We start from the raw sequence: 26301 nt of genomic DNA on the forward strand, positions 1-26301 counted from the left end.
TATGCAGCCTGAAATCCAACATGATACGTTGGTCCACAGTGAGCACTATGCCGCAGTAGACTTAGGGTCAAACAGTTTTCATATGGTCGTTGTCCATGTCGTCAATGGCAATGTGCAGATCATTGGCAAGGTGAAACAAAAAGTACGCCTTGCCGCTGGTTTGAATGAAGACATGGAGTTGGATGAAATAAGCATGGAGCGGGGCTGGCAATGTTTGCAAACCTTTGCTGAGCGCCTGCAGGACATCCCCCCTTCCAATATTCGTATTGTGGCCACCGCAACCCTGCGTCTGGCCACTAATGCACAAACATTCATTCGTAGAGCCGAACAGATTCTTCACCATAAACTTGATGTTATCAGCGGTGAGGAAGAAGCACGGCAAATTTATCTTGGGGTAGCGTATACCTCAGCCAATCAGGGTAATTCACTGGTAATAGATATTGGTGGTGCCAGTACTGAAATTATCATTGGCAATGACATGCAGCCTATTCATCTGAAAAGTCTGGATATGGGTTGCGTGACCTTTATGGAGCGCTATTTTCCAAAGGGTCAAATTACACAACAAAACTTTGATACCGCTAAAGCACAGGCTGGCGCATTGCTGGATGACGTCAGCGATGCCTTTTTGTGTTTTGACTGGCAGAACTGCCTCGGCGCCTCTGGCACTCCCCAGGCCATTACAGAAATTCTGGTTGCCCAGCAAATCAGCGATGCGATTCGGCTTGATTATTTGTACGAGCTTGAGAAACAGTGTGTTGCGTGTGGTTCTATTGAGAATCTTGATATCAAAGGGCTTGAAGAAAACCGCAAACCTATTTTTCCCAGCGGCCTGGCTATTCTTATCTGTTTGTTTGAGAAGCTGAATATCAAAGCCATGAATATATCAGCCGGCGCACTGCGCGAAGGCCTTATTTACGGCATGCTGGATAATCTCCAGGAAAATGACCGGCGCGTTCAAACGCTTAATCATGCCATCAGTCGTTACCACATCGAAAAATCTCATGCAGATTCGGTGCGGGGTGTCGCCCTAACGCTTTGCCGTCAGCTATGCGCGCAGGCTGCTATCTGTCATCTTGATACAGAAGCGGTATTAGGAGCCGCCGCCACCTTACACGAAATAGGGTTGCATATTGAATACAAAAAGCACCATGAACACGGTGCTTATATTCTTTCTCATATCGATTTGCCCGGCTACACGCGGTTACAGCGTGAAGCTATTCGTGACCTGGTGCTTTCGCACCGCCTGACCATTAATACAGCGGTGTTTGATAACTACCACGAAGAAGTTCAGCCCATGTTACTGGCGCTGGTCAGAATTTTGCGCCTTGCTACTGTGCTGTGTCTGCGCAGACACAATAAGCACATCCCTGACGTTACCCTGGACATTGATGGCGATCGCTGGACGCTGACGTTACCAGATGGCTGGTTGAATAGTCATCCGCTGATTAACGCGGAGCTGGCCAATGAAACCTGGCTACAGCACCGCGCCGGATGGGAGTTACGCTGTCAGTAATTTTTGGGTTAGCGGTTGAGCAGTTCTGCCGCATCAGGGGCGAAGTAAGTTAAAATACCATCGGCCCCTGCCCGTTTGAATGCCAGCAATGACTCAAGAATTACCGCTTCTTTGCTCAACCAGCCATTGGCAAATGCCGCCTGGTGCATCGCAAATTCACCACTAACCTGATAAGCAAATGTAGGTACTTTCAGTTCCTGTTTACAGCGGCGCACGATATCCAGATAAGGCATGCCGGGCTTCACCATCACCATATCTGCCCCTTCCTGCAAATCCATTACGATTTCGTGAATAGCTTCATCGCTGTTTGCAGGATCCATCTGATAGGACTTTTTATTGCCACCTTTAATATTGCCGGCTGAGCCGACCGCATCTCTGAATGGTCCATAATAAGCCGATGCATACTTAGCTGAGTACGCCATGATACAGGTATTCACATGCCCGGCATCTTCCAGCGTGTTGCGGATGGCGCCGATACGTCCGTCCATCATGTCCGATGGTGCTACCATATCAGCGCCCGCCTCGGCATGAGACAATGCCTGTTGCTGAAGGACTGCAACGGTATCGTCATTCAGCACATAGCCGTTGCTGTCAATCAGGCCATCCTGCCCGTGAGAGGTAAACGGATCGAGTGCCACATCAGACATTATAATAACGTTGTCAAACCGTGCCTTAATCTGACGGATAGCTGTTTGAACCAGCCCTTCAGGATTAAACGCTTCGCTGGCACAGTCTGTTTTAAGCTCGGCAGGCGTTACCGGAAAAGGTGCGTAAGTGCGAATACCTGACGCCACCAGCTTATCTAACTCTTTCAGCCATAAATCCACTGACTGACGGAAAACCCCCGGCATTGATGGAACCGCTTCGCGCTGATTACTTCCCGGCAAAATGAAAATAGGATAAATAAGATCGTTGGTACTCAGGTGATTTTCAGCCACCATATCGCGCAGCGCATCGTGAGAACGTAAACGGCGCATGCGCCGGGATGGAAAAGTAGAAAACGTCATGAAGTCTGTCCTGGTAATTGTTGGGCGATAACCTTATTACGGCCGGCGGCTTTGGCTGCATACAGCAACTTGTCAGCATGATTAAACAATTCCGCTTGCAGACCATCACTGATTATTACGCTGGATGCAACACCCGCGCTGATAGTGATATGCAGTTTATTACCATCAATATCAAGGGGCGCATCCGCTATTGCCTGTCGCATAAATTCTGCCACCTGCTGAGCCCCTGTCAGCTCAGTATTAGGCAGAAGCACCACAAATTCTTCTCCGCCATAGCGACACACATCATCACCGGGGCGCTTTAATTGTTCTTTCAGCCGGGCTGCCACCTGACTCAGACAGGCATCGCCGACGGTGTGACCATAGTCGTCATTAATCTGCTTGAAATGATCGATATCTATCAGTGCAATAGACAAAGGCGTCTGTTCACGCCGGCTGCGTCGGCTCTCTGCCTGTAAACGCTTATCAAAATGACGCCGGTTGCGAATGCCGGTGAGCGGGTCTGTCGTGTTCAGGGTCGACAGCTCCTGATTGGCATCGGACAACTCCCTGAGCGCAACTTCCAGCTCAAGCGTGCGCTCCTGAACCTGATATTCAAGATCATCCTGATACTGCTGTTGCACATTTAAAAGCTCTTCACGGGTTTTGAGCATCGCTTTTTCCTGCGACAGTGCCTGTTCTTTGATGGCAAATACCTGCTCGCGGTTATGACTGTAATTAATTGCCAGCACCAGGGCCAGCAGCAGCGTTTCGATACTGGCTCCCAGCATCAGCAAAAAATTTGAGGGCACCGGTGAGGTGATAATACCGAGATTGTCCAGGCTGGCAGTAAATGCACTGAGTAGCAAAATAAACCAGGCAAATGCATAGTAACGGGCAATACGAACCCCTTTAATGGCTATCCATATACCAACGGAAAGCGTAAAAATCACGGTAAAACTGACCATGATCAGAAACGTTTTAATCAGGAAGCTGTAAGGAAGAATAAAGCTAACCAGCAAGCTTATAAAAAATAATCCGGCCACGACTTTCAGTGCACGGGACAGCCGCGCGCTGTATCGGGAAACGCTAAGGATCCGGTCAGAAAAAAGGACAGCAAACATGATGGTCGCATTGGCAAAAATAGCCACCGCGCGGCCCTGAAACCAAACCAGCTCGGGCCAGATAATCGCATAGCCGATACCGTGCATAGCAGCGATGGTCAGCGCCAGTGAAAACACATAGCCAGAGTAAACAAAAAATGTGGTGCTGCGGTTGGTAATAAATAAAAAGAAGTTACTGACACCTACCGCAAACAATACGCCCAGGAATAGTCCCATCATCAGGTTATGGGATGCGGTATAACTGACGAACCGCTCTTTTTCCCAGTAGCGCAGCGGCACTTTTATAGAGCCTGAGCTCTCAACGCGCAGATAAACCTGCAAAGCACCAGAGGTAGAAGGAAGCTCGAATGCCAGCGTGGGTACCAGCAAACTTCGCTGAATGTAGATACGCTCGTCACCACTGACAAAATGCTGCAACAGTGTTTGGCCGGACGAATCAAAGACGAATACATCTACGTTGTCTAAAAGCGGGTAATTTATTTCAAGAATATAATCTTGCTGAGATGCACGCGCAGGTAACGTAAATCGAAACCAGTGACCGGCCTCATGCATCCCCAGGTTGACCGGGTTGCTTACCGGATTCCAGGTATTCCGGGATGAGGCCATAACCTCAGTGAGAGAGGATCCCTCTTCGGCTTCCACGTGATAGGAGAGTGCGCTGACTGATGCTTCATTGCTTTGGTATGGCGTAAGTGTCTGATAGATGAAAGCCAGAAAGCCTGCTACCAGGACAAAAACCAGTAACAGCCAGCCGTCATAATTGCGCGGGGTGCTCGCATCAAACTGCATCATGTCAGCCCTGTATTACAGTCCAAACAGGCGAAATGTGTTAGTCACACTCACCGCAGCGATATCCTCTATCGGTTTATTAAGAAGTGCTCCGACTTCCTCTGCAACTGCGCTGATGAACGCAGGTTCGTTATTACGTTTTCGGGGGCGCTTGTTTTTGGGAAACAGATACGGCGCGTCGGTTTCTAAAATCAGCCTGTCCAACGGCAGGTCCTGCAGCGCCTCTCTTAAGGATTCCCCCCGCTTCGGATCGCAAAGCCAGCCAGTAATCCCAATATAAAGTCCACGAGCAAGATAAGCCTGCATTTGTTCAGAGGTGCCGGTAAAACAATGCGCAATACCTTCAATACCCTTCACCTGCTCTAAACAGGCGATCTGATGCTCAAACGCATCACGCTCATGCAAATAAACAGGCTTGTGTAACCGCTGTGCTATGTCAAGTTGTGCTTTAAATACCGCGACCTGAGTATCGCGGGGCGAAAAGTCACGATTAAAATCTAAACCGCACTCGCCCACGGCTACCACGCCCGGCGCTGTGGCCAACTGCTCCAGCCGTTTTAAATCATCATCTGTTACCAGGCGCGCGTTATGTGGATGAACGCCTATCGTATAACACAGTGTATCGGGGTACTGCTGATACAGCGCTGCTGCCGCCTCCCATTCTGACGGCTCAGTGGTGATCAGACAAAGCCCGGTGACATTATTCTCCCGCGCCCTGTTGATCACCTCATGGGGGGCAAACCGGCTATCCAGTAAGTTTACGCCGGCGTCAAACCATTGCATTTAGTCAATCCGCTCTACTTTGATACGACGGTTAGTCCCTTCTACGCCGAGGTAAAATACGCCAAAAAAGCCGCGAGATACCGTCGCCTTATCACTGATTTCAGCTTTGAAATAACCATCATTTTTCTGCTGCCAGATCATGCCATTTTCAAGTTTCAGAATCAGTTTGCCACGGGGACTCTTTTCCAGACCAATGACTGCACTGGTTACTTCCTCCACTTCTTCTTTATCGGGTTTCTGGCGATTTTCTAAACCAAATTCTTTCACCGCAGTTTCTGATTTGCGTGCTGTCTGTTCAGGTTGCGGGGCCGTTGAAGTGGTATCGGCTTTTCTGCCTGCAGTGCGATTAGCCGGCTTTACCTCTGAGGAGCCTGACTGTTGTCTGACCGTTTTCTTCGCGGCTTTGCTTTGCAATATGTCACTGGCGTAGGCATCGAAGCACTCCAGTCTGGCCGGGTTATCGGCTATCTGCGCACATTTTTCCAGTTCAGTGTGTTCGTTCGCTGCAACACTTTTAGCGCCAGTCAATAAGACTATTCCTGCGCTTAAACAGGCAAACCATTTCATTGTGATTTCTCCAACATTAACTCACTCAATTATCAGTTGCAGGGTTATCTTCCTGCTCATCTGAATGATTATTTTTACTGTAAAAGCCGCCGACAATGACACCCACCTCGAACAGTAACCACATAGGTAAGGCCAACAGGGTTTGAGAAATGACATCAGGTGGGGTCAGCAGCATGCCGATAACAAATACCCCGACAATGACGAAGGGCCGTTTTGCACGCAGTGATTTTGCATCTGTTACGCCGGTCCAGCACATCAGAATGATGGCGATGGGAATTTCAAATGACACGCCGAAAGCAAAGAATAATTTCAAAACGAAGTCGAGGTAAGAAGAAATATCGGTACTCACCGTAACGCCGCTTGGAGCGACACTGGTGAAAAACGCAAACGCCAGGGGAAAAACCACAAAATACGCAAAGGCCATACCGGCATAAAAAAGCAAGGTGCTTGAGACCAGTAGCGGCATAACGAGCTTTTTCTCAGTTTTGTACAAACCCGGCGCGATGAATGCCCAAACCTGATAAAGCACATAGGGTATTGCAATAAAAAATGACAATACCAGTGTCAGCTTAAAGGGGGCGAAAAACGGCGATGCCACATCGGTGGCGATCATTGAGGCATTTTCAGGTAAGACTGCCATCAGAGGGCTGGCAAGATAGTGATAAAGATCTTCAGCAAAATAAACCAGACAAAGAAATACAGCCAGTACACTGAGTAATGCACGTAATATGCGATTTCGCAATTCAACAAGATGCGAAATCAGATTGTTAGCGTCGGTCATTGTTTTTTCTTATAGGGTTCCTGCACAGATTCGGCTGCATCTTTGAGCTCGTCTACGCTTTTTTTCAGATCCGGCGAAATATCTTTTAGCCCCTGCTGCTCTGCTTTTTTCAAATTTTCGTGAAGTTCATGCACCCTGAGCTGATGCTCAACCTCTTGCTTAAATCCACTGGCAGCATTACGCACACCCCGTACCGTATTCATGGTCGAGCGAATGGCACCGGGCAGGCGCTCCGGGCCCAGTACCAATAGCGCCAGGACACCTATGACCAACAGTTCCCAAAAACCGATATCAAACATCAGGATTTTTCTTTAACGTCGCTCTGTGTAGTTGTGGCAGTCGGCTTCTCTTTATTTTCCATTTGCTGGTTTTGCTCAAAATCAGCATCTTTCTTTGTCTCATTCTGATCATCATCAACCGCTTTTTTGAAGCCCTTGATGGCACCGCCCAAGTCAGAGCCGATACTTTTCAATCGTTTTGTTCCGAACAACAAAACCACAATCGCAAGTATAATCAGCAATTGCCAGACGCTAATACCCATAACCATCTCCTATAAATATGCAACTACAGTATGCCATTGCCAGCCTTCGCTTTCACCACAATATTTTTGGCGTTTTGTAATGGCAGATGACAAAGATGCTTACGTATGAAGGATCTATTTGACTTCACCTGCATATAACTTAATGCTTGATGTAGGAAGGATAAGTAGTAAGGCAGGGTATGGCGTGTTTAACTTTAGCAGTATGTTCGTTACTGGCAATGCCCGGTGACGTATTGACTGCGCCTGCAACAGCCCCACCCACTCCGGTAGCGCAAAGTGCATCGGTCCCTCTAAATGATACCTGGATGGATTTATGGCAGCAGAATCTGACTGAATCCATGAATTATACCGTGCAGCAGATTGATAGCTTTTTCGCGCTACAGGGCTCTCAACGGCACGAAGATGCCCGGGCTGAGGGGCGAATCAGTCTTGGCTGGGAACCCCGCACCCGGGATTTATCAGAATTTGACGTCAGGTTTAAAATTCGGGTACAGCTTCCCGCGCTGGAAAACCGTGTCGACCTGCTGTTAAGTGATGACGAAGACACGCAGCAAAATGCCTCAATTAAGGCGGCACGTCAGCCCATTGAGCGCCAACGCAGAAACACCACTATCGCGTTGCGATATCGCTCCAGTGAAAGCTCACATATGTCTTATAAGATTGGCACAGGTCGTCGTTATCAAGCCTATGTAAAAGCCCGCTTCGAGGATATGGCGGCGTATTCGAACCAGCTGGCGCTGTTTTATGATGCTGAGGCTTACGCCTTTACCCGGGATGAGTTTGGCGCAGAACTTGGCGCTACCGTGCAGTACATCAGCAAGCGAGACCATGTGTTTCGGTTTAATAATCGATTTTTCTATCGTGACCGGAGTGAGGATTGGATTTGGCGTCATGAAGCCCAGTTTTTACAGCCGGTAGATGACAAAACCGCCATGGTCTATACCCTGTTCACCGAGGGCGAATCCCGTCCGAATTACAGACTGGGCGAGGTCTATACCAGTGCAAAACTGCGTACCAACCCCACCCGCGACTGGCTTTTTTTCGAAGTAGAACCTTTTGTACTGTTCACCCGCGATGAAGACTTTAAACCATCCTATGGTGTCGCACTGCGGGTAGAAGCCTACTACGGCAACCCCTGAATATAAATCAGGGCCGCAATGCACGCTCCCCACGCGCCAAACCACATACGCCGGTTCGCGACGACTCGATGATTTCAGCACACTGATTCATCGTGGTGGCAAATGCATCGAGCTTATCGGTAGTACCGGTGATTTCAATGGTGTAGTTTGATGAATTGACATCCACAATACGCGCCCTGAAGATATCCGCATTGCGCTTTACCTCTGCACGCATCGTTTCAGTACGCGTAGCGACTTTGACCAGCATCAGCTCGCGCTCAACATGTGCGTTTTCGGTCAGATCCACCACCTTGAGCACATCAATCAGCTTATTAACCTGTTTGGTAATTTGCTCGATGATCCTGTCATCACCGTGGGTTGTGATGGTTAGCCGAGACAGCGATGCATCATCGGTTGGCGCTACGCAAAGGGAGTCAACATTGTAACCGCGCTGAGAAAAAACACCCACAATCCGCGATAGCGCCCCGGGTGCATTCTCCATCAATACTGAAATGATTCTTTTCATCAGGTGCGCTCCGTCTTGCTCAGGCGCATGTCATCCATGGCACCAAATTTAATCTGCATGGGATAGACATGCTCATTCTGATCCACTGCGATATCCATAAATACCAGCCTGTCTTTATGACTGAAGCAGGTTTTCATCGCATCATCTAATTCATCGGGGTGATTCACTTTAATCCCGACGTGACCATAGGCTTCTGCCAGTTTTACAAAATCAGGCATAGACTCCATATAAGAGTGAGAATGGCGACCTTTATAAATCATATCCTGCCACTGACGAACCATACCCAGCGCGCGATTGTTCAAAGAAATAATTTTTACTGGCAGGTTGTATTGCAAACAGGTCGACAGCTCCTGAATGTTCATCTGAATACTACCGTCGCCGGTCACCACCACTGAAACTGCGTTTGGGTGAGCAAACTGTACGCCCATCGCGGCCGGCAGACCAAACCCCATCGTGCCCAGACCGCCTGAATTAATCCACTGGCGCGGCTTTTTATAAGGGTAATACAGCGCTGCAAACATTTGGTGCTGGCCTACATCTGAACTGACAAAGGCATCACCATTGGTATGCTTGTAAAGCGACTCGATAACAGCCTGCGGTTTAATTGTTTCAGTCGACGACGTATAGCTAAGACACTGTTTACTGCGCCACTGGTTGATTTGCTCCCACCATTCTGAAACCTTTGTGGGCTGCTCACTAAAATCATACGACTCCAGCGCTTTAAGCAATTGCTGAGCGACCTTATCGACACTTCCCACGACCGGAATATGCGCATTAACCGTTTTTGAAATTGACGCCGGATCGATGTCAACGTGGATGATATCTGCATGGGGACAGAACTTATCGACATTATTAGTCACGCGATCATCAAAGCGTGCACCAAGCGCAAGGATGCAATCAGCATTGTGCATAGCCTTGTTGGCTTCAAGCGTGCCATGCATCCCAAGCATGCCGACAAATTGATCGTGCGTACCAGAGATTGCGCCTAACCCCATCAGGGTGCAGGTAACCGGTGCGTGAAGCAGCTCTGCCAGCTCTGTCACCAGCGATGACGCATCACATGCAATAGCGCCACCACCGACATATAGCACCGGACGCTTTGCTTTGGTCAGTGACTGCACCGCCTTTTTAATTTGCTTGGCATGGCCCTTTTGCGTCGGGTTATAGGAACGCATCGTGACATCTGTCGGAAATTCATACGGATGTTCTTCCTGAACATTGACAATATCCTTGGGCAAATCAACAACCACCGGACCGGGGCGACCCGTATTGGCAATATAAAATGCTTTGGCAATGGCTTCAGGAATATCCACAGCTCGCTTAACCAGAAAGCTGTGTTTAACAATTGGGCGCGAGCAACCCACCATATCGGTTTCCTGAAACGCATCTTCACCAATATGCATTGAGGGAACCTGCCCGGAAAGTACGACCATCGGAATAGAATCCATATAAGCCGTCGCGATACCGGTAATGGTATTCGTGGCACCAGGGCCTGAGGTCACCAGCACGGTACCGGTTTTACCGGTAGAACGTGCATAACCATCTGCCATATGCGCTGCCGCCTGTTCGTGGCGAACCAGTACGTGCTTTACCGCATCCTGAGCGAATAACGCATCATAAATATCAAGCACTGCTCCACCGGGATAACCAAATACGTGTGTTACACCTACATCTTTTAGCGCTTCCACCACCATGGCGGCGCCCGACATCATTTTCACTGTCGTCTCTCCTTTGGTTGCCCGGAATCGAAATTAACCCTATAGCCGGACTATATCGAAGGAGTACAAAAGTTAAAACAGTAAAAACACAAAAAAGTGAGACATATATTCCTATATAGAAAATAAATAGGATGTATATTTCACGTAAGCCAAATCACCGCCCTTAATTTAGAATAAATTAACATTTTGGTAACACATCAGGATTCAGGATTTTCAGATGGTACGAAGTCGGGCAGCGCATCTTCATCAACAGCATCACTTTGCGGTTCTGTTGCAAAGCAACCATGCATACCGCGCGGCCGCACCCGGTGTATTCGCTTAAGATATTTAAGCCAAACCCGTTCAACAAGTGTTTGTGGCAAGGCATTTCCCCGCGCAACGGCCAGGATCTTTTCTTCAGAATCACTGGCAGGCTCTATCACACCATCGGTGAGCGCCTGCAGTAAGGCGCCGTATTCAGATAGCGCCCGGCTCTCGGCAATCGTAAAGTCTCCTGAGCGTGAGAAACCATAAGGATAGTTTTTAGGATCATGAAACCGGCGTGTATTAAGGCGCTTTCGCGAGAGTTTGGGCGTTGTCATTCTCTGTATTAACCATATATGAGTTAAAGACGGAGAGCCATAGCTCTACTTCAGCATGGCAATAGAATATGCGCTGTCGGTAATGCGCATGTTTAATGAGTTGTAGATTTGCCCGAAAGGAATGTCAATACAGTGGACAGTGGGTTCACTGAAAGTTCACACCACTGTCATGTTACAGCGCCGAAGTTACTGCTGTAAAAAGGAGTCTAATTACACCACAGGTTAATAATGTTGTAGCTGTTTTAACGTTTTTTGGGCACCCATGCCCATAACATCTCACAGGTAACAGGCTCTATACCGGCCGCGTCGGTGACGGTAACCTGCACCATCACTTCCCCTTTATCCTGCGTATTCATTAATTCGATTTGTTCGTCCGTCAATGTGGCAACAGCTGTCATATCCCCCGTTGCTCGCTTCACATAATTCAGCTTCATTGATTTTATCAGTGGAAGCTTGTCACCCGGTAAATTCGTGCCAACAACAAAACCGGTCGCTGACTCCGCCAGCAGCGCCATACCTGCTGCATGAACACTTCCGATATGATTTTGCACCTTTTTATAATTTTTCTGCCTGAACGTGACAGATTGTAGATCGGTACTTAGGATCTCAAGACTTACAGTACGAGTCAGCTTAACTTTGTACCGGAACATCCACGTTAACAGGCGGCGCGATAGCCATGAAGGATATGTGTTCACTTTCTTGGCGAAAGCACGAAGTGGATTTGATTGAGACATAGTATTCTTCGTTTTATCTGGTAAGACCAGTAAGATAAATCGCTGAACAAAAAATTGCAAACTAGCTGATGTGAATTATTTTGCACTGGCAGGTAAGTTCTCAACTGCTCATCACATCAAAACCGAGGTTATAAGATGAGCACCTGAAACCGGAATAACGAGATAATCTTCTACCATCAGTGCACTTTATATAAAGGTGCCGATACGTATATCGAGTAAAAGGTGACTGTTCAGCTAATTGCTCTATTCGAATTAGCATGTCTGCGTCACTTCCCTCCTGTCGATGACCTCGTAACGAGATATGCGCTCGACCAGCTGAGCTACTTATATATGGATAGAAAAGAAAATTGGAGCGGGAAACAGATTCGTAACTGCCAACCACGTTGTCGCGACCCCAACCTTGGCAATCACTTCGTGACGAGGTATGTGCTCGACCAGCTGAACTACTTATATATGGGTAAGACTTTGAAAATTGGAGCGGGAAACGAGATTCGTAACTGCCAACCACGTTGTCGCGACCCCAACCCTGGCAATCACTTCGTGACGAGGTATGTGCTCGACCAGCTGAACTACTTATATATGGGTAAGACTTTGAAAATTGGAGCGGGAAACAGATTGATAACTGCCAACCACGGTGTCGCGCCCCCAACCTTGGCAATCACTTCGTGACGAGGTATGTGCTCGACCAGCTGAGCTACTTATATATGGATAGAAAAGAAAATTGGAGCGGGAAACGAGATTCGAACTCGCGACCCCAACCTTGGCAAGGTTGTGCTCTACCAGCTGAGCTATTCCCGCATTGTGTGCGTTCTTTCGTTCATCTGACCGATTTCTTCGTCACTTGCCAAGTCTTGGCAATCACTTCGTGACGAGGTATGTACTCGACCAGCTGAGCTATTCCCGCATAAAGAAGGCATTGAAAAATTGGAGCGGGAAACGAGATTCGAACTCGCGACCCCAACCTTGGCAAGGTTGTGCTCTACCAGCTGAGCTATTCCCGCAATCATCTTTCAATACTTTTGCGAAACAGGGTGTCTCGTAAAAGTGGAGCGCATTGTACAAAATTTTTGGCAATGCGCAACACCTAATGAGAAGAAATCTGCAAAAAAGCCGTTTGAGTGCCTAAATACTAAACACTTTCTCACGATAGAATTTCAATTCTTCAATAGATTCACGAATATCATCCAGAGCCAGATGAACGCCCTTTTTAGTAAATCCTTCCAATGCCTCAGGCTTCCAGCGTCGGGTCAGCTCTTTTATTGTGCTGACATCGATACTGCGATAATGGAAGTATGCTTCCAGCTCTGGCATATATTTCACCATGAACCGGCGATCCTGGCCGATGGTGTTACCACAAAGCGGCGATTTGCCTGCGTCTACATACTCTTGCAAAAACGCGATTGTCTGGCGAGCAGCCTCATCTTCATTTACCCGACTTTCGCGACACCTCGCGGTCAGGCCACTTTCGCCATGCGTTTTTGTACACCACTCGTCCATGCCATCAAGAATGCTGTCTGGCTGATGAACAGCGATAACCGGCCCTTCAGCCAGGATGTTGAGCTGCGGATCGGTCACAATGGTTGCGATTTCCAGTACTTTACAGGTTTCGGGATCGAGCCCGGTCATCTCCATGTCAATCCATACCAGGTTCAAATCGTGCTTACTCATTATCTCTGTCCTTTTCTTTTACGCTTTTAACATGGCACCTGCGCCATACAAACGTTATGATTGGCATAGTATACGCTAACTTATCATGGAATCGTGGCGAAGAAACCTAAACTCACCCAGCGTCAGAAACGTCAGGTTGCGGCTAACCGCAAGCGCCGTTTAAACGACAAGCAAGACACTCTGTCAGCAGCGAGCGCTGACACCTCCTCTTTGCAAAGCGGCACAGTTGTCGGTCGTTTTGGAAAACATGCCGATGTGGAAGATGCATCTGGTCAGGTTGCCCGATGTCATATCCGCCGCACTATCGAATCAGTAGTGTGTGGTGATCATGTGCTGTTTGACGCACCGGATGAGCAACAAGAAGGCGTAAGTGGTGTCATTGAAATTGTCAAAGACCGGCAATCTGTGCTCACCCGTCCTGATTTCTATGATGGTGTTAAACCTATTGCAGCCAACATCGATCAAATTATCATCGTCAGTGCTGTGATGCCCAGCTTATCGCTGAATATTATCGATCGTTACATCGTAGCCTGTGAAGATATCGGCATCACTCCGGTTATCGTGCTTAATAAAGTTGAACTGATGGATGAGGCAACCTTATCGGAAACCCGTCAGCAACTGGCCGATTATGAATCCCTGGGATACGCCGTTTATTTCACCAGCTGTAAAACGCAGCAGGGCATTGAAACCCTTAACGGTATTTTAAAAGACAAAGTCAGTATTTTTGTCGGTCAGTCCGGGGTAGGCAAATCCAGTATAATTAATCAGGTTTTGCCTGATGCGCAGGAACTGGTTGGCGCGATTTCGGATAACTCAGGGCTTGGACAGCACACCACCACCGCAGCAAAGCTGTTACATTTGCCAGCGGGGGGTGATTTGATTGACTCTCCCGGTGTCAGAGAATTCGGTTTGTGGCATCTTCCGGTCGAGCGAGTCACCTGGGGATTCATTGAATTTCGTGATTTTCTGGGAGGCTGTAAATTTCGTGACTGTAAGCATCTTAATGACCCGGGATGTCTGATTAGGGAAGCCACCGAGATGGGTAAAATAAGCCCTGCTCGCTATGCCAGCTATCATAAAATTCTGACCTCTATGGAAGAAAATCGTCCCAGCCACAGCGGACCATTTTAAAATAATGGCAACTTAGGTTGCCGTTATGCCATCCAGCTTGTTCTCATAACCGTAAATTCCTTTTTATCCGTATCAGATACGGTACAATCGCGCTGTTCAATAAAGGAGAAGCATTGTGCTGGACTGGTTAAAAGTTAACCTTCAATATTTGTTACCTAAACACCTGGTTTCCAGGCTAATTGGTAAGCTTGCCTCGGCGCGTGCCGGTAAGCTAACAACCTGGTTGATCAAACTGTTTATCAAGCATTATAAGGTTGATATGCACGAGGCGTTGTATTCTCAGCCAGAGCACTATAAAACCTTTAATGATTTCTTTACCCGTCCTTTGCAACCTGATGCGCGCCCCATTGAGGGTGACGAGAATACTCTTGTACATCCGGTAGACGGCGCTGTTAGTCAGTTTGGCGATATTCTGGATGACAGTATTTTTCAGGCGAAAGGCCACAATTATAGTCTTACCACCCTGCTTGGCGGCAAACCCGAGCTAGCCAAGCCATTCAAGGGCGGCAAATTTGCTACTGTTTATTTGGCTCCCCGCGATTACCACCGTATTCATATGCCGGTTGATGGTACGTTAACTGACATGATTTATGTTCCAGGTGAACTGTTTTCAGTCAATCCGTTAACAGCCAGCAACATCCCCGGACTGTTCGCGCGCAACGAACGTGTGGTTGCCTTGTTTGATACTCCGGTGGGTAAAATGGCGATGGTATTGGTCGGTGCAACAATTGTAGCAAGCATCGAAACCATCTGGGCGGGCACTGTAACCCCTCCGGCGGGCAAAAATGTACAGCACTGGCAATATGACACAGAAGGCGAGCACAGTGTTCATATTAAGAAAGGTGACGAATTAGGCCGGTTTAAGTTAGGTTCAACTATCGTAGCCTGTTTTGAACCAGGTGCCATAGAGTTTGAAGATCTGAGCGCAGGCCAGGTCACTCGCCTGGGAGAACACTTTGCCTATAATGCGCAAACGATGTCTGCTAATACTGATACACAAGAGCCTGAATCCGTCTAAATGGATCCGGTCAAACGCAGCCTCATTACGCTGCACCTCACGGTCGTTCTGCTAGGCGGAACGGCCCTGTTTTCCCAGATTATTCCTCTATCGGCTCGTGATATCACACTGGGCCGTTCGGTGTTCGCGTGCCTGGCGTTATTCGCGTTCATGGCCGTCACAAAAACATCGTTTCGGTTAAACAGTAAAAAAGATTACAGCATTGCTATTGCACTGGGCATTCTGATGGCGATGCACTGGGTAACGTATTTCGCAGCAATGCAATATGCCGGTGTATCGGTAGGAATGATAGCGCTATTTACCTTTCCGGTAATCACGGTACTGATTGAGCCCTTTTTCGAACGTAGCCGCTTATCCTGGCAGGACTTAATCAGCGCCATCGTTGTATTTTTGGGTATCGCTTTAATTGTGCCTGAAAATACGCTGAATAATGATGTGACGCTGGGCGTAGTGGTAGGAATAATTTCTGCGGTACTTTATGCAATCCGGAATCTGGTCCACCGCCAGCACTTTTCTCAGTATTCAGGCGCAAAGGCAATGGCCTGGCAAATCCTGTTGGTATGTATTTGTCTGGTGCCACTTTCCACCGGAGGCTTACCTGATGCACAGCTCTCCACATGGGGCCTGTTGATCGCGCTGGGTACCGTATTTACCGCTTTACCGCACGCCCTTATTGCAGCCTCTCTGACACATCTTAAAGCAACGACATTTTCGCTCATTGCCTGTATGCAGCCATTTTATGGTGTGATTCTGGCAGTGATTCTGTTGGGAGAAGCCCCTGGCTGGAAGACTTTGCTGGGCGGAATTCTGGTAACGTCAGCCTCAGTCTACGAGACGGTAAAAACACATAAATTGGCTAAAGGAGCGCAGTAATGTGGATTCTGGCGCATCGCGGCGCAAGCAAACAAGCCCCTGAGAATACCCGCAAAGCCTTTCGTCTTGCTATGGAACAACAGGCAACCGGCATTGAGTTTGACACCTACCAGGTAGAGAATGAGATTATTGTTATCCATGATCGCCGCCTGGAAAGAACCACCAACGGTCACGGACAAATCAACAACTCAAGTCTTGAGTACCTGCGCTCGCTGGATGCCGGCGAAGGCGAACAAATTCCGTTTCTGACTGATGCGTTAGGTTGTCTGCCTGCTGACGCAATGTGCAATATTGAAATTAAATCGCTGTATGATATCCCGCGCTGGCTTCAGTGTTTGGATGCATCTTTACAGCATATTGCCATGCCCAGAGACAACATCATTGTTTCGTCGTTTAACCACCGCTGGCTCAAACGCATTCATCAGCTTGAACCCGATTTAAAGCTAGGCGCGCTGACTTCCTCTTACCCGGAGGAAGGCGTTGAGTTCGCACGGAAGCTTAATGCGTATTCTGTACACGTTAGCCTGGACGTGGTGGATGAAGAGTTGGTCAGAATGGCAAAAGCAGAAGGTTTGCAAATACTGGTTTTTACCGTAGATGACCCTCTGGATATGCAAATGCTCAGAGACTGGGGCGTTGACGGTATATTTACCAACGTGCCGGACGAAGCCAGACGAGTACTGCTTTAAACCCGCTGGCGTTAGCGCTTATTTGGTGACGCTGGAAAGCGTTTGCGTATAGGTGGGCTTGCGTCGCTGAAATCGTGTTTTTCTGATAAGACGCATGTTAATAACATGAGCAAGAACTATCAGCATTGCACCTGCCGCAATAGTAAACGGCTCAAACTGCTCACCCAGAAAGTTTTTATGCCAGTAAATTAATCCGCCAGCACTGATAATAGCAACCGGGTAATACTGCCCGTGAAAGCGAACAGCGCCTGAAATGAGTGCTATTGCACCAATCAGCATTGAGAAAAGCAGAATCGTGCGTTCAAACCAGGTTTGCGCAAAAAATGTTGAAGAAACAAGCGGTAATAATGGCACCAAAACAGGCAGTGACAAACAGTGAACCGCACACAGGCTGGAGATCCAGATCCCCAGTTTATCGAGTTTGGATGGATTGTCGGTCGGTAATGCCACGGGCGCTATCCAGTCTGATTGAACAATGAACGTTATATTATAACATTAAACGCCATTTCAAAACACTTTGATCAAAATTTAATTATTCTGGTGCGCTTAATAATGCATCAGCTACCTGTGTATCAGGTATCTTCTCGTTTATCGCTGGCAACACATCACTGACCGGTACCAGCCTGACATCAAACTCCTGCGCTAGCGCATCGTTCAAAAAGGCCAGCGTTTGCGGATACGGATGAGCAATAGCGACCGCTACCCCATGCTGGTGTGCCCGGTGTACCAGTCTGGCAAACTGAATTTTCATGAAGGCAGTGGTGGGCTGGTGATCTAGAAAAATATGACGGCGCAACGCTGGCACCCCCATCTTTTTTGCCACACCTTCGGCTACTGACTGTGCAGTGGTTCGACTGTCTACAAAAAATAAGCCGCGTTCTTTCACCACCTGCATAACACTTTGCATTGCCAGAGGCTGTTCAGTGAGTTTGCTGCCCATGTGATTGTTCACCCCAATAGCCTGGGGCAAAGAATCCAGTGAGCGCTTAAGCGTAGCCGAAATATCCTGCGGAAGCATTGCGCTGGTTAGTGCCGCAGGCCCAAGATTATCTGCACCTAATGACTCCATCGGCATGTGTAGCATGATATCACGTCCCTGTGCGCTGGCTTTATCAGCCAGGCTTCGACCCAGAGGTGTAAACGGTAATACCGAAAAGGTAACACCCTGGGGCAGAGAAAGCGCGGCTGTATCAGTTTGCCGATACCCTAAATCGTCGAGAATAATTACAATGCGAGGGTCAGTTGCTGCGCTTACCGGGCCAAAGGTAAGCAAAAGCAAAGCAATGCTGAACAGATGTAATGTTTTAGCACGTATTACTGTCATAACGCGTTGCAGAGTGTTCGCCAGAGCCATATTACAGCGCCAACCATGAGGCAGGATTCAGCGCCTTCCCTTTATGCCGGATTTCAAAATAAAGGTTTGGATAGCTTTGACCACCACTTTGACCAACCAGTGCGATCGCATCGCCCTGAGCAACTTTGTCACCGGCTTGCTTGAGTAACGCCTGGTTATGACCATAAACACTCATGTAGCCTTTACCGTGGTCAACAATGGTCACCAGACCAAAGCCTTTAAGCCAGTTCGCATAGAGTACCTGACCAGAGGCGATAGAATTAACCTGACGTCCCTCTGATGCTTCAATAACGATGCCTTTCCAGCGCACCTGTCCCTGTCGACGCTCGCCAAACAGGCGACGAACCTTACCGTCAGCAGGTACCGGCAGACGTCCCTTTGACTGAGCCAGCCCGGCCATTTTCTGCTTGGCCTGTTCAGCGGCACGTCGTGCCTGCTCTATCGCTTCAATAAGTGCCTGTTCTGATGCCTGTAATTCCCTGACCTGGGCGGCATCGCTGGCAATTTTCTGGTTAAGTCTGGCCAGGGTTTGTTCCCGATCCTGCTGCCGGGCCTGCAATGCCGATTTTTGATTTTGCTGACGCGCCAGTAATGCTTCCAACTCACTGGCTTTTTGCTCAAGCTCTGCATTAACCTGCTCAAGTCGCGCTACATTTTGCTTAAACTTATCAATTTCAGCTTTGCGCGCCCTGCTGACATATTTGTAGTAAGTGAGCACACGTTCGAAGGATTTTGCTTCCTGCTGATAAAACATCATTTTGGCGTAATCGTAGTGGCCTGCCATAAATGCACTGCGCAACTGACTGGCCAGCATTGATTGCTGAGCGACAATTGCGTCTTTTAGCGCCTGCTGTTCTTCGCGGAGCGAGGCTTGCTGTTGCTGGTTTTGAGATAATGATTGCTGGGTATCGTTAAGCGCCCGGGCCGCCTGGCCGATTTGTCTTTCAGACTCAGCCAGTACTTCCTGCAGCTCCTGTGCATTGGCCTGATTTGCTTTCAGGGTTTCCTGACGCTGCTTTAGCTGAGCCTGCAATTCCGCCAGCTTTTGCTGGTCTGAGGCCTGCGCGAGCACATTGCCTGTGATCAGCATCAACATGCACACAAGAGTGTACCTGAGCATAGTCATTCGTTGATACTGCTTATTGTTCATGTTTTACATCTGGCGCCATCATTCTGGATACATTTCACCAGTTTTTCCCCCCCCCAGCAAGTAAAGCCGATGTTCGCCTGCAGTAAAACTGTCTTCTATGCAGGAAAAATCACAGCAATAGGAAGACAGATGAGCGTTCTGCGCTGGTTTCTGCGCTGATTTTCTATATACTTTGCTCTCATTTTTATGATCTGTAAGGTTAGAAGTCATGGATCAGCTCATCGAATTTGCGAGCAATAATATTATTCTGGCTGGCCTCTGGGTGGCCCTGGTAGCCATGTTGGTGTACAGCTTCGTTGCTGGATTTACTTCACCGGTTAAAGAAGTCGGTACACACGAACTCACCCAACTGGTAAATAAGAGCGATGCGGTAGTGTTGGATGTACGCTCACCTAAAGAGTTCAAATCTGGCCATATTCTGGGTGCAAGACAGTTGAAGCAGGAAGAAGTGAAAAGCCGCGACTTCAAAAAGCTTGAAAACCAGAAGGACAAACCCATTATTGTTGTATGCGCAATGGGCAGTAGCGCCCGTGCTATCGGAAATGCGATGGCCAAGGCCGGGTTCAGCAATGTTAAAGTGTTAAAAGGCGGGATGAACGCCTGGCAGAATGCCAGCCTTCCTCTGGCCAAATAAGGTAAATATGAGCAAGGTCGAAATTTATACAAAAGGTTATTGTCCTTTTTGTCATCGTGCGAAAGCACTGTTAGAGCAAAAAGGTGTCAGTTACACAGAAATTGAAATTGATGTGCAGCCCGAGCGACGTGACGAGATGATCACGCGTGCAAATGGTGGCTACACGGTGCCGCAAATATTCATTGGCGAACACCATGTTGGTGGTTGTGATGAAATGTATGCACTGGAAGCACAAAACAAACTCGATGCACTGCTTGCGTAAGCAGCAGGGTGCAACTTAAAAATATAAGTAGGAAGCAGCATGGCAGAAGAAAATCAACAAAACGGCGCCCCTAACGGACAACAGGCCCAGGGTCCTCAGTTTAATATTCAGCGTATTTATACAAAGGACATCTCTTTTGAATCGCCTAATGCCCCTGGCGTTTTCACTAAAGAGTGGAAGCCTGAAGTAAAGCTGGATTTGGATACCAAGACAGCGCAGCTTGAAGAAAATGTCTACGAAGTAACGCTATCAGTAACGGTAACCGCCTCTTTGGGCGAAGAAACAGCCTTTTTGTGCGAAGTTCAACAGGCCGGTATTTTTGCTATTGGCGAGATGCCAGAAGCGAACAAGGCTCATACGCTGGGCTCATTCTGTCCTAACGTATTGTTCCCGTACGCACGTGAAACAATTTCCAATTTAGTGAATCGTGGCACGTTCCCTCCGCTGAATCTGGCACCGGTGAACTTTGACGCCATCTTCTCTGCTTACATGCAAAAGCGTGCAGAGCAACAAGGCCAGGAAGGTCAACAGAACCTCGACGCCTGATTTACGATCATGCAAACAAATGAATCTATAACGGTTCTCGGGGCGGGGTCATACGGCACCGCCCTCGCTTTTTGCCTGGCAAGAAATGGTAATACAACCTATCTATGGGGCCGCGACCCAGAGCACATGCAGGCTCTGCAAACCCAGCGGGAAAATGCACGTTATTTACCTGGTGCGCGTTTCCCTGAGTCGCTCGTGGCAGACTCAGACCTGAAAAAGGTTGTTGCTGCAAGCCGCGATATTCTGGTGGTTGTACCCAGTCACGCATTTAAAGCCATGCTAACCACCCTTAAGCCACTGTTACGCCCTGATCACCGTATCATTTGGGCTACAAAAGGGCTTGAGCCAGGTACGGGCCGTTTATTGCGCGAAGTTGCACTGGATATTCTGGGTGATACTTACCCGCTCGCAGTACTGTCAGGGCCAACTTTTGCAAAAGAAATGGTTGCAGGATTACCTACTGCAATATCGCTGTCTTCCACCAGCCAGAAGCTGGTCGATGACTTTGCCCATAAGCTGCATTGTAGTAAGTCATTCCGGGTTTATAAAAATCCTGACTTTATCGGCGTGCAGTTAGGTGGTGCAGTAAAAAATGTTATTGCAATAGGCGCCGGACTGGCTGACGGCCTTGGTTTTGGTGCGAACGCCCGAACCGCGCTTATAACCCGCGGTCTGGCTGAGCTAACACGCCTGGGTGTAACACTGGGAGCCAAACCGGAAACCTTTATGGGCATGGCCGGTCTGGGAGATCTGGTATTAACCTGTACCGACAACCAGTCACGCAATCGGCGCTTTGGTCTGGCGTTAGGTCAGGGTAAAGAAGTTAATGATGCAATGAAAGAAATTGGTCAGGTCGTAGAAGGCTTCAGGAATACTGAAGAGGTGCATACACTGGCCCAGCGTATGAACGTTGAAATGCCTATCTGCGAACAGATCTATGCGGTGTTGTATCAGGGTAAGCCCCCGAAGGAAGCGGCAATTTCACTTTTGGCGCGGGACCTTAAAAACGAGCTTTAATAGCGCGCTTTAAGTTAGCAAATCATTTAAAAAAGCTGCCTGAAATCAGGCAGCTTTTTTTTATGGGTTCTATTTGTACAGCTCATGTCCGGAACGCCACCAGCACCACAGAGAAACAAACAGCAGGGCACTGTTTATCTGCAGTGAAGCCGCAGTGAGAACTGCCTGCTGATGTTTCAATCCGTAAGCAACAATAAGTCCGGCAACGCTCAGTGCGCAGATGCGAAGCCAGCGACGCCGGTCAAATCCAGGCTTTAGCAGGCTAAGTGCGCATCCGCCGGTAAGCAGCAGCCAGAAGGTCAGTGTTAGCGACACGTTTAAGTAAAGCCCGGCCACAGCGGTAACGGATAGTGCGCTGATGCTACCCCACACCAGTGCACTCCACATAGCAGACAGGCGCGGCGGGTTGCCCTGCTTAGCTAACCAGATATCCATACCTGATACGCACAGTGCGGTGAGCATAATGCCAAGCAGAAAATACAGTAATTTTACTGGCATACCGGCAAAGTCACCAAAGTGTAGCCGGTATATTGAGTATATGAGCTGCTTACCCCAATGCCCGTCATCATAATGGGCGGTATCTATAAACTCACCTTTAGAATTAAAGCGATAGTTTTCAGAGTAAATCAGCTTGTCAGTGACCTGGGCGTAGATTTCAATAAACTGCTGCGGCGTGCCTACGTCATGTACGGTCAGGAAAATCGGTTTATGGCCGGTCTCCATATCGTTAAATGCAGTGATTGCTGTTTCGACATCTGGAAAGTCAGCCTGCTGCGTGAGCGCAGGCTCCGGCGTGAAGACTTTATCCATGACCGCCTGTCTGTTTCCGTCGTGATCAAGCTGCGCCACCAAAGTCAGGATTAGTCCAGCCATACCAAAATAGACGCCGGTCATTCCTATTATCAGATGAAACGGCGATGCCCAGATGCCCAAGCGATTATGCAAATCGATACGTCCCGGTTGACCGCTTCCACCGCGTCGCCATTTGAATGCATCTTTAGCCAGTTTTTTATGGGCAAAAAACCCTGAAATAACCAGCATACAGATAACAGCGCCTAGTGTACTGACAACAATAATTCCGATGGTCGATGGTAAGTGAAGATAATAATGCAGGTCGATAAGCATTTTTGACCAGGGAAAGGCTTCTGTTTCCAACAGGTTGCCCTGCTGATCGGCAAATACTGCCTTATGATCATTTTCGACCACCAGACGTGGAATACCTGATGTAGGAAAAACCACATGATAGTGCTCGGTCTGTGCGGTATTTTCTGTAGCAAAGTCTGTGAGCGCCTTACTGACAGCATCTGCACTGACAGCATCGAACTCCTCTATCTGTGGCTGCTCCCAGCGCTCAAGTTCCTGATTAAATACAACCAGCGTACCTGACAGGCAGACTAAATATAAAAAGGCGCTTAAGAACACGCCCACCCATTGATGAGCGTGAAGTGCCGGCTTTCTTGAGAATATTTTCATGCATTAAACCATCAGTGTGATACTGGCCAGGGCGGTCAATAAACTGTGCCAGCCAAGGATAATAAGACGGTCTGTGCGTGCCAGATACTGATACATCATAAGCGCCCAGATAATTGGCTGAAACACCACACACAACGCCAGTTGTCCAGCTTCAGCGACAGGAATCAGTCGGCTTAACGCGACCGCTAACACCACACTTAGCACAAGTTGAATCACCAGTAAGGTGATGCCAGTGACCAGGTGAAATATTCCTTTTTTCCATGAGGAAGACAGTGTCCTTGGCGGAACCGGCTTTTGTGAATAAGGCTTAAAGCTGCGCTCTTTTATTACCATCGCCCAAATCAGCAGGCCAGGCAGGAACAGCGCAATAAAGCTGCCCTGCTCCCACCCCATATCATGACTGAACAGATAGCCGGACGCGCTCACCAGAGCTAATGCAGCGATCCAGCCGCTGCGATTCTTCTGCCGCCAGCTTATCCACACGGCGATGACGGCGAAAAAACTGGTGAGTATTGCCAGAAATATCATTACAGTCGGTCCTGAATCAGAATTGATAGGTCAGCGATGCATTGATATTGCGCTCCAGCCCCGGAAAGCAATCACCGCGAGTCAGGCAGGAGGTAACATAAGTTTTATCGGTCAGATTACGCACGTTAAGCCGGGCAGTTAACCGGTCACTGATGATGGTTTCCACCATCAGGTCAGCCAGCGTATAGTCTGGTGTTTCATAACGAAGTGCAGCATTCTCTGACACACTCTGACCGACGTAACGTACACCAGCGCCCATGCGCCAGTCCTCCAGCATCTCGGGCTGCCAGGTAACCCACAATGACCCGTTGCTGTCAGGCTGGCCGGCCAGTTCGAAACCATTAGGATCTTCAGCATCCATAACGGATGCATTTAGCTCTACCGTAACGTTATTCAGCACCACACGACTTTCCAGCTCAAGCCCTGTAATCGTAGACTTGCCCTGCTGCTGAGCCGCCTCTACAGGTAGCGAATTAGGATTAGGCAGGTTGGAAATCTCAATGTCATACCACGCCAGAGTAACAAAGCCGGGCACAGCGCTAAGTGCATACTTCAGCCCCGCCTCATATTGCCTTCCCTCTTCAGGCTGAAGCTGATTGCCGTTAATATCCAGCCCAACCACCGTTTCAAATGATTCAGCATAGCTGACATACGGTGACAACCCATTATCCAACCGATACAGCACCCCGGCTGAATAGGAGGTCTGCGAATCTTCCTGCGTGCCCACCCCATTGTCGTTATCGACGCGATCATGGCGCGCACCCAGCGTAAACCGCCACTGATCCAATGAGATTTGGTCAGACAGATACAGGCCAAGATCCCGAACGGTTTGTTCGGGCTGGTCATTGTATATAGCATCGAAAACACTTTGATCAGGCGCGCCGGTATACTGCGGGTTTGCCAGATCTAACGCAAAACTGAAGTTGCCGTTAAATGCGCCACCACCCGAATAATATGCAGAATTGGTGTCTGTTGTGACATGCTGATACTGGATGCCTCCCAGGATATTATGGGTCAGGGGGCCGGTCTGAACCTCTTTGGCTAACCGCACATCAATCGCCTTTTGTTCAAAGGTGTTATCGGCCTGATAAAACGTGCGTGCCGCGGTAGTATCTGATGGCACCACCTGATCGCCAATAAAGTCATTCAGATAACGGCTCACTCCAGCGCCTGTAAATACCGGCCACGCCTGATGGTAGTCTGCTTCGCCATCTCGCCACAGCGCCGTAAATGTAAGCGATGTGGCATCGTCAAACGCATGCTCACCTAACAGGGTTACCTGTTTTGATTCGGTGTCGTAGCGATTGAATCCGGGCTCTCCGGCATATACGTTCTGGTCGGGCAGGTAACTGCCATCGGGTAAAGCCTCAAGCGTACCTTCAATAGGAATAAACTGCGCGGCAGTGTCACTATCGGTATTCTGGTACAGTCCAATCAGCGTGATTTTGGTTGCTGCAGTGGGCGCAAAGCTGACTGATGGCATGAGGACTTTCGTATCATCGTTGACATAATCAACCTGGGTGTCTGCATCGCGATAAATACCTACTACCCGCCCCTGCCAGATTTCATCGTCAGTCAGCGCGCCATTTAAATCTACATTTACCTGCTTTTTGTCGAAACTGCCGTACTCAAGCATAATTTCACTGCCGGTACGCATGTTCGGTGTTTTAGATACATAATTCACCAAACCACCGGGGGAGCCCTGACCATACAACACGGATGCAGGGCCTTTTAGTAACTCGACCTGCTCCAGAGTATAGACTTCAGCGCGGGTAGAATTGTAGCTTCCGAAAAGCTCCTGAATAGAATCGCGATAGCGGGGAATCGCCAGTCCTCTGCTGCTTATTGAATCGCCACGGGTAGCATAACCATAGGTTTCCCCGGTCACCCCCGCCATGTATGTCACTGTCTGAGAAAGATTGAACGCCCCTTTGTCTTCCAGATCTGCGGCGGTTTCAATCGATACTGAACGCGCAAGTTCAACAATAGGAACGGCAGATTTAGTTGCACCAAACGCACTTCGCGTACCGGTTACCTCGATTTTTTCAATATCGCTGGTTGCGGTATCAGTTTGCTGAGCGAAAGAAGAGAATGACTGCAATGCGCCACAGATTGCTAAGGCAAGAAGAGTAGGTTTGTCCATAAATTCAAAATTATCACTAACATGTAAAAGAATGTCGTTACTTTAGCGGCCCCA

The 26301-nt window shown here is 48.5% G+C and carries 28 protein-coding genes and 2 tRNA genes; 10 read left to right on the plus strand and 20 right to left on the minus strand.

From position 1 onward, the window contains the following. The first annotated feature begins 1 nt into the window (after position 1). Positions 2–1513: a Ppx/GppA phosphatase family protein gene (locus tag FBQ74_RS15325; protein WP_139757487.1), complete on the plus strand. Its 1512-nt coding sequence runs from the start codon at positions 2–4 to the stop codon at positions 1511–1513. An 8-nt stretch (positions 1514–1521) separates the two neighbouring features. Here the strand turns inward: FBQ74_RS15325 and hemB are convergent, their stop codons facing one another. The 7 genes from hemB to tatA form a co-directional block, all read right to left on the minus strand. Then, positions 1522–2520 (minus strand): porphobilinogen synthase, encoded by a 999-nt coding sequence (gene hemB / locus FBQ74_RS15330; protein ID WP_139757488.1) that lies wholly within the window; start codon positions 2518–2520, stop codon positions 1522–1524. Then, positions 2517–4415, minus strand: a complete 1899-nt coding sequence (locus tag FBQ74_RS15335; RefSeq protein ID WP_139757489.1) for a sensor domain-containing diguanylate cyclase — start codon at positions 4413–4415, stop codon at positions 2517–2519. The genes hemB and FBQ74_RS15335 overlap by 4 nt, the downstream gene beginning before the upstream one ends. 12 nt (positions 4416–4427) lie before the next feature. Next, entirely contained in the window at positions 4428–5195 is a 768-nt protein-coding gene (locus tag FBQ74_RS15340) for a TatD family hydrolase (protein ID WP_139757490.1), read from the minus strand. Continuing rightward, positions 5196–5723, minus strand: coding sequence for a hypothetical protein (locus FBQ74_RS15345; RefSeq protein ID WP_139757491.1), 528 nt, complete (start codon positions 5721–5723; stop codon positions 5196–5198). It abuts the gene before it with no gap. A gap of 64 nt (positions 5724–5787) precedes the next feature. Then, the gene (tatC, locus tag FBQ74_RS15350) at positions 5788–6543 is read right to left on the minus strand and encodes a twin-arginine translocase subunit TatC (protein WP_139757492.1); all 756 of its coding nucleotides are present in this window, start codon (positions 6541–6543) and stop codon (positions 5788–5790) included. After that, positions 6540–6842: a Sec-independent protein translocase protein TatB gene (gene tatB / locus FBQ74_RS15355; protein WP_139757493.1), complete on the minus strand. Its 303-nt coding sequence runs from the start codon at positions 6840–6842 to the stop codon at positions 6540–6542. The genes tatC and tatB overlap by 4 nt, the downstream gene beginning before the upstream one ends. Beyond that, a complete protein-coding gene (tatA, locus tag FBQ74_RS15360) occupies positions 6842–7084 on the minus strand; it encodes a twin-arginine translocase TatA/TatE family subunit (protein ID WP_139757494.1) in 243 nt (80 codons plus the stop codon). Before tatA ends, tatB begins: the two co-directional genes overlap by 1 nt. A 179-nt stretch (positions 7085–7263) precedes the next feature. Here tatA and FBQ74_RS15365 point away from each other — a divergent pair, with 179 nt between their 5' ends. Further along, complete coding sequence (locus tag FBQ74_RS15365; RefSeq protein WP_139757495.1) at positions 7264–8223, plus strand: hypothetical protein; 960 nt, start codon at positions 7264–7266, stop codon at positions 8221–8223. A gap of 7 nt (positions 8224–8230) precedes the next feature. Here FBQ74_RS15365 and ilvN read toward each other — a convergent pair whose 3' ends face one another. The 7 genes from ilvN to orn form a co-directional block, all read right to left on the minus strand. Further along, complete coding sequence (gene ilvN, locus FBQ74_RS15370) at positions 8231–8728, minus strand: acetolactate synthase small subunit (protein ID WP_139757496.1); 498 nt, start codon at positions 8726–8728, stop codon at positions 8231–8233. After that, positions 8728–10446, minus strand: a complete 1719-nt coding sequence (locus FBQ74_RS15375; RefSeq protein ID WP_139757497.1) for an acetolactate synthase 3 large subunit — start codon at positions 10444–10446, stop codon at positions 8728–8730. Before FBQ74_RS15375 ends, ilvN begins: the two co-directional genes overlap by 1 nt. A 197-nt stretch (positions 10447–10643) precedes the next feature. Further along, a complete protein-coding gene (maoP, locus tag FBQ74_RS15380) occupies positions 10644–11027 on the minus strand; it encodes a DUF413 domain-containing protein (RefSeq protein ID WP_139757498.1) in 384 nt (127 codons plus the stop codon). Between the two features lie 242 nt (positions 11028–11269). Beyond that, positions 11270–11761 (minus strand): DUF4442 domain-containing protein, encoded by a 492-nt coding sequence (locus FBQ74_RS15385; protein WP_139757499.1) that lies wholly within the window; start codon positions 11759–11761, stop codon positions 11270–11272. Between the two features lie 722 nt (positions 11762–12483). Next, positions 12484–12559, minus strand: a tRNA-Gly gene (locus FBQ74_RS15390). Positions 12560–12686: 127 nt separating this feature from the next. Next, positions 12687–12762: transfer RNA gene (locus FBQ74_RS15395), tRNA-Gly, on the minus strand. A gap of 121 nt (positions 12763–12883) precedes the next feature. Continuing rightward, the gene (orn, locus tag FBQ74_RS15400; protein ID WP_139757500.1) at positions 12884–13429 is read right to left on the minus strand and encodes an oligoribonuclease; all 546 of its coding nucleotides are present in this window, start codon (positions 13427–13429) and stop codon (positions 12884–12886) included. Between the two features lie 93 nt (positions 13430–13522). Here orn and rsgA point away from each other — a divergent pair, with 93 nt between their 5' ends. The 4 genes from rsgA (at position 13523) to FBQ74_RS15420 (ending at position 17140) form a co-directional block, all read left to right on the plus strand. Further along, entirely contained in the window at positions 13523–14560 is a 1038-nt protein-coding gene (rsgA, locus tag FBQ74_RS15405) for a small ribosomal subunit biogenesis GTPase RsgA (RefSeq protein WP_139757501.1), read from the plus strand. 115 nt (positions 14561–14675) lie between these two features. Continuing rightward, the gene (gene asd, locus FBQ74_RS15410) at positions 14676–15578 is read left to right on the plus strand and encodes an archaetidylserine decarboxylase (protein ID WP_139757502.1); all 903 of its coding nucleotides are present in this window, start codon (positions 14676–14678) and stop codon (positions 15576–15578) included. After that, a complete protein-coding gene (locus tag FBQ74_RS15415; protein ID WP_139757503.1) occupies positions 15579–16451 on the plus strand; it encodes a DMT family transporter in 873 nt (290 codons plus the stop codon). Beyond that, positions 16451–17140 (plus strand): glycerophosphodiester phosphodiesterase, encoded by a 690-nt coding sequence (locus tag FBQ74_RS15420; RefSeq protein ID WP_139757504.1) that lies wholly within the window; start codon positions 16451–16453, stop codon positions 17138–17140. Before FBQ74_RS15415 ends, FBQ74_RS15420 begins: the two co-directional genes overlap by 1 nt. A gap of 18 nt (positions 17141–17158) precedes the next feature. Here FBQ74_RS15420 and FBQ74_RS15425 read toward each other — a convergent pair whose 3' ends face one another. The 3 genes from FBQ74_RS15425 to FBQ74_RS15435 all read right to left on the minus strand — a co-directional run bounded on the left by FBQ74_RS15425 (position 17159) and on the right by FBQ74_RS15435 (position 19590). Continuing rightward, positions 17159–17590, minus strand: coding sequence for a MerC domain-containing protein (locus FBQ74_RS15425; protein ID WP_139757505.1), 432 nt, complete (start codon positions 17588–17590; stop codon positions 17159–17161). An 82-nt stretch (positions 17591–17672) separates the two neighbouring features. Then, complete coding sequence (locus FBQ74_RS15430) at positions 17673–18464, minus strand: divergent polysaccharide deacetylase family protein (protein ID WP_168190688.1); 792 nt, start codon at positions 18462–18464, stop codon at positions 17673–17675. Between the two features lie 31 nt (positions 18465–18495). After that, positions 18496–19590 carry a murein hydrolase activator EnvC family protein gene (locus FBQ74_RS15435; RefSeq protein ID WP_232371936.1) on the minus strand — a complete coding sequence of 365 codons (1095 nt, stop codon included), beginning with the start codon at positions 19588–19590 and terminating at the stop codon, positions 18496–18498. Between the two features lie 262 nt (positions 19591–19852). On the opposite strand from FBQ74_RS15435, the gene FBQ74_RS15440 reads away from it, so the two are divergent. The 4 genes from FBQ74_RS15440 to gpsA are packed head-to-tail and all read left to right on the plus strand — an operon-like array spanning position 19853 to position 22103. Next, entirely contained in the window at positions 19853–20278 is a 426-nt protein-coding gene (locus FBQ74_RS15440) for a rhodanese-like domain-containing protein (RefSeq protein ID WP_139757508.1), read from the plus strand. A 7-nt stretch (positions 20279–20285) separates the two neighbouring features. Next, positions 20286–20540, plus strand: a complete 255-nt coding sequence (gene grxC, locus FBQ74_RS15445; protein WP_139757509.1) for a glutaredoxin 3 — start codon at positions 20286–20288, stop codon at positions 20538–20540. 39 nt (positions 20541–20579) lie between these two features. Next, positions 20580–21086: a protein-export chaperone SecB gene (gene secB, locus FBQ74_RS15450; RefSeq protein WP_139757510.1), complete on the plus strand. Its 507-nt coding sequence runs from the start codon at positions 20580–20582 to the stop codon at positions 21084–21086. Between the two features lie 9 nt (positions 21087–21095). Continuing rightward, positions 21096–22103, plus strand: coding sequence for an NAD(P)H-dependent glycerol-3-phosphate dehydrogenase (gpsA, locus tag FBQ74_RS15455; RefSeq protein ID WP_139757511.1), 1008 nt, complete (start codon positions 21096–21098; stop codon positions 22101–22103). Between the two features lie 69 nt (positions 22104–22172). Here the strand turns inward: gpsA and FBQ74_RS15460 are convergent, their stop codons facing one another. Genes FBQ74_RS15460 through FBQ74_RS15470 form a run of 3 tightly spaced genes read right to left on the minus strand, consistent with a single transcriptional unit; the run spans position 22173 to position 26247 of the window. Beyond that, on the minus strand, positions 22173–23576 hold the full coding sequence (locus tag FBQ74_RS15460; protein WP_139757512.1) for a PepSY-associated TM helix domain-containing protein: 1404 nt from the start codon (positions 23574–23576) through the stop codon (positions 22173–22175). A 3-nt stretch (positions 23577–23579) separates the two neighbouring features. Continuing rightward, positions 23580–24104 (minus strand): hypothetical protein, encoded by a 525-nt coding sequence (locus tag FBQ74_RS15465; protein ID WP_139757513.1) that lies wholly within the window; start codon positions 24102–24104, stop codon positions 23580–23582. Between the two features lie 16 nt (positions 24105–24120). Next, positions 24121–26247, minus strand: coding sequence for a TonB-dependent siderophore receptor (locus FBQ74_RS15470; protein ID WP_139757514.1), 2127 nt, complete (start codon positions 26245–26247; stop codon positions 24121–24123). Positions 26248–26301 lie beyond the last annotated feature (54 nt).

Source organism: Salinimonas iocasae, from assembly GCF_006228385.1.
In the GTDB taxonomy this organism is placed as follows: Bacteria; Pseudomonadota; Gammaproteobacteria; order Enterobacterales; family Alteromonadaceae; genus Alteromonas; species Alteromonas iocasae.

Bases quoted from the DNA above. Each gene is read 5' to 3' on its own strand.
- FBQ74_RS15365 (WP_139757495.1), top strand. From the start codon at position 7,264: ATGGCGTGTTTAACTTTAGCAGTATGTTCGTTACTGGCAATGCCCGGT.
- FBQ74_RS15465 (WP_139757513.1), bottom strand. From the start codon at position 24,104: ATGATATTTCTGGCAATACTCACCAGTTTTTTCGCCGTCATCGCCGTG.
- tatC (WP_139757492.1), bottom strand. From the start codon at position 6,543: ATGACCGACGCTAACAATCTGATTTCGCATCTTGTTGAATTGCGAAAT.
- tatA (WP_139757494.1), bottom strand. From the start codon at position 7,084: ATGGGTATTAGCGTCTGGCAATTGCTGATTATACTTGCGATTGTGGTT.
- FBQ74_RS15460 (WP_139757512.1), bottom strand. From the start codon at position 23,576: ATGAAAATATTCTCAAGAAAGCCGGCACTTCACGCTCATCAATGGGTG.
- grxC (WP_139757509.1), top strand. From the start codon at position 20,286: ATGAGCAAGGTCGAAATTTATACAAAAGGTTATTGTCCTTTTTGTCAT.
- tatB (WP_139757493.1), bottom strand. From the start codon at position 6,842: ATGTTTGATATCGGTTTTTGGGAACTGTTGGTCATAGGTGTCCTGGCG.
- FBQ74_RS15430 (WP_168190688.1), bottom strand. From the start codon at position 18,464: ATGACAGTAATACGTGCTAAAACATTACATCTGTTCAGCATTGCTTTG.
- hemB (WP_139757488.1), bottom strand. From the start codon at position 2,520: ATGACGTTTTCTACTTTTCCATCCCGGCGCATGCGCCGTTTACGTTCT.
- FBQ74_RS15420 (WP_139757504.1), top strand. From the start codon at position 16,451: ATGTGGATTCTGGCGCATCGCGGCGCAAGCAAACAAGCCCCTGAGAAT.
- FBQ74_RS15335 (WP_139757489.1), bottom strand. From the start codon at position 4,415: ATGATGCAGTTTGATGCGAGCACCCCGCGCAATTATGACGGCTGGCTG.
- ilvN (WP_139757496.1), bottom strand. From the start codon at position 8,728: ATGAAAAGAATCATTTCAGTATTGATGGAGAATGCACCCGGGGCGCTA.
- FBQ74_RS15385 (WP_139757499.1), bottom strand. From the start codon at position 11,761: ATGTCTCAATCAAATCCACTTCGTGCTTTCGCCAAGAAAGTGAACACA.
- FBQ74_RS15435 (WP_232371936.1), bottom strand. From the start codon at position 19,590: ATGTTGATGCTGATCACAGGCAATGTGCTCGCGCAGGCCTCAGACCAG.
- gpsA (WP_139757511.1), top strand. From the start codon at position 21,096: ATGCAAACAAATGAATCTATAACGGTTCTCGGGGCGGGGTCATACGGC.
- orn (WP_139757500.1), bottom strand. From the start codon at position 13,429: ATGAGTAAGCACGATTTGAACCTGGTATGGATTGACATGGAGATGACC.
- secB (WP_139757510.1), top strand. From the start codon at position 20,580: ATGGCAGAAGAAAATCAACAAAACGGCGCCCCTAACGGACAACAGGCC.
- maoP (WP_139757498.1), bottom strand. From the start codon at position 11,027: ATGACAACGCCCAAACTCTCGCGAAAGCGCCTTAATACACGCCGGTTT.
- FBQ74_RS15470 (WP_139757514.1), bottom strand. From the start codon at position 26,247: ATGGACAAACCTACTCTTCTTGCCTTAGCAATCTGTGGCGCATTGCAG.
- FBQ74_RS15415 (WP_139757503.1), top strand. From the start codon at position 15,579: ATGGATCCGGTCAAACGCAGCCTCATTACGCTGCACCTCACGGTCGTT.
- FBQ74_RS15440 (WP_139757508.1), top strand. From the start codon at position 19,853: ATGGATCAGCTCATCGAATTTGCGAGCAATAATATTATTCTGGCTGGC.
- FBQ74_RS15340 (WP_139757490.1), bottom strand. From the start codon at position 5,195: ATGCAATGGTTTGACGCCGGCGTAAACTTACTGGATAGCCGGTTTGCC.
- FBQ74_RS15325 (WP_139757487.1), top strand. From the start codon at position 2: ATGCAGCCTGAAATCCAACATGATACGTTGGTCCACAGTGAGCACTAT.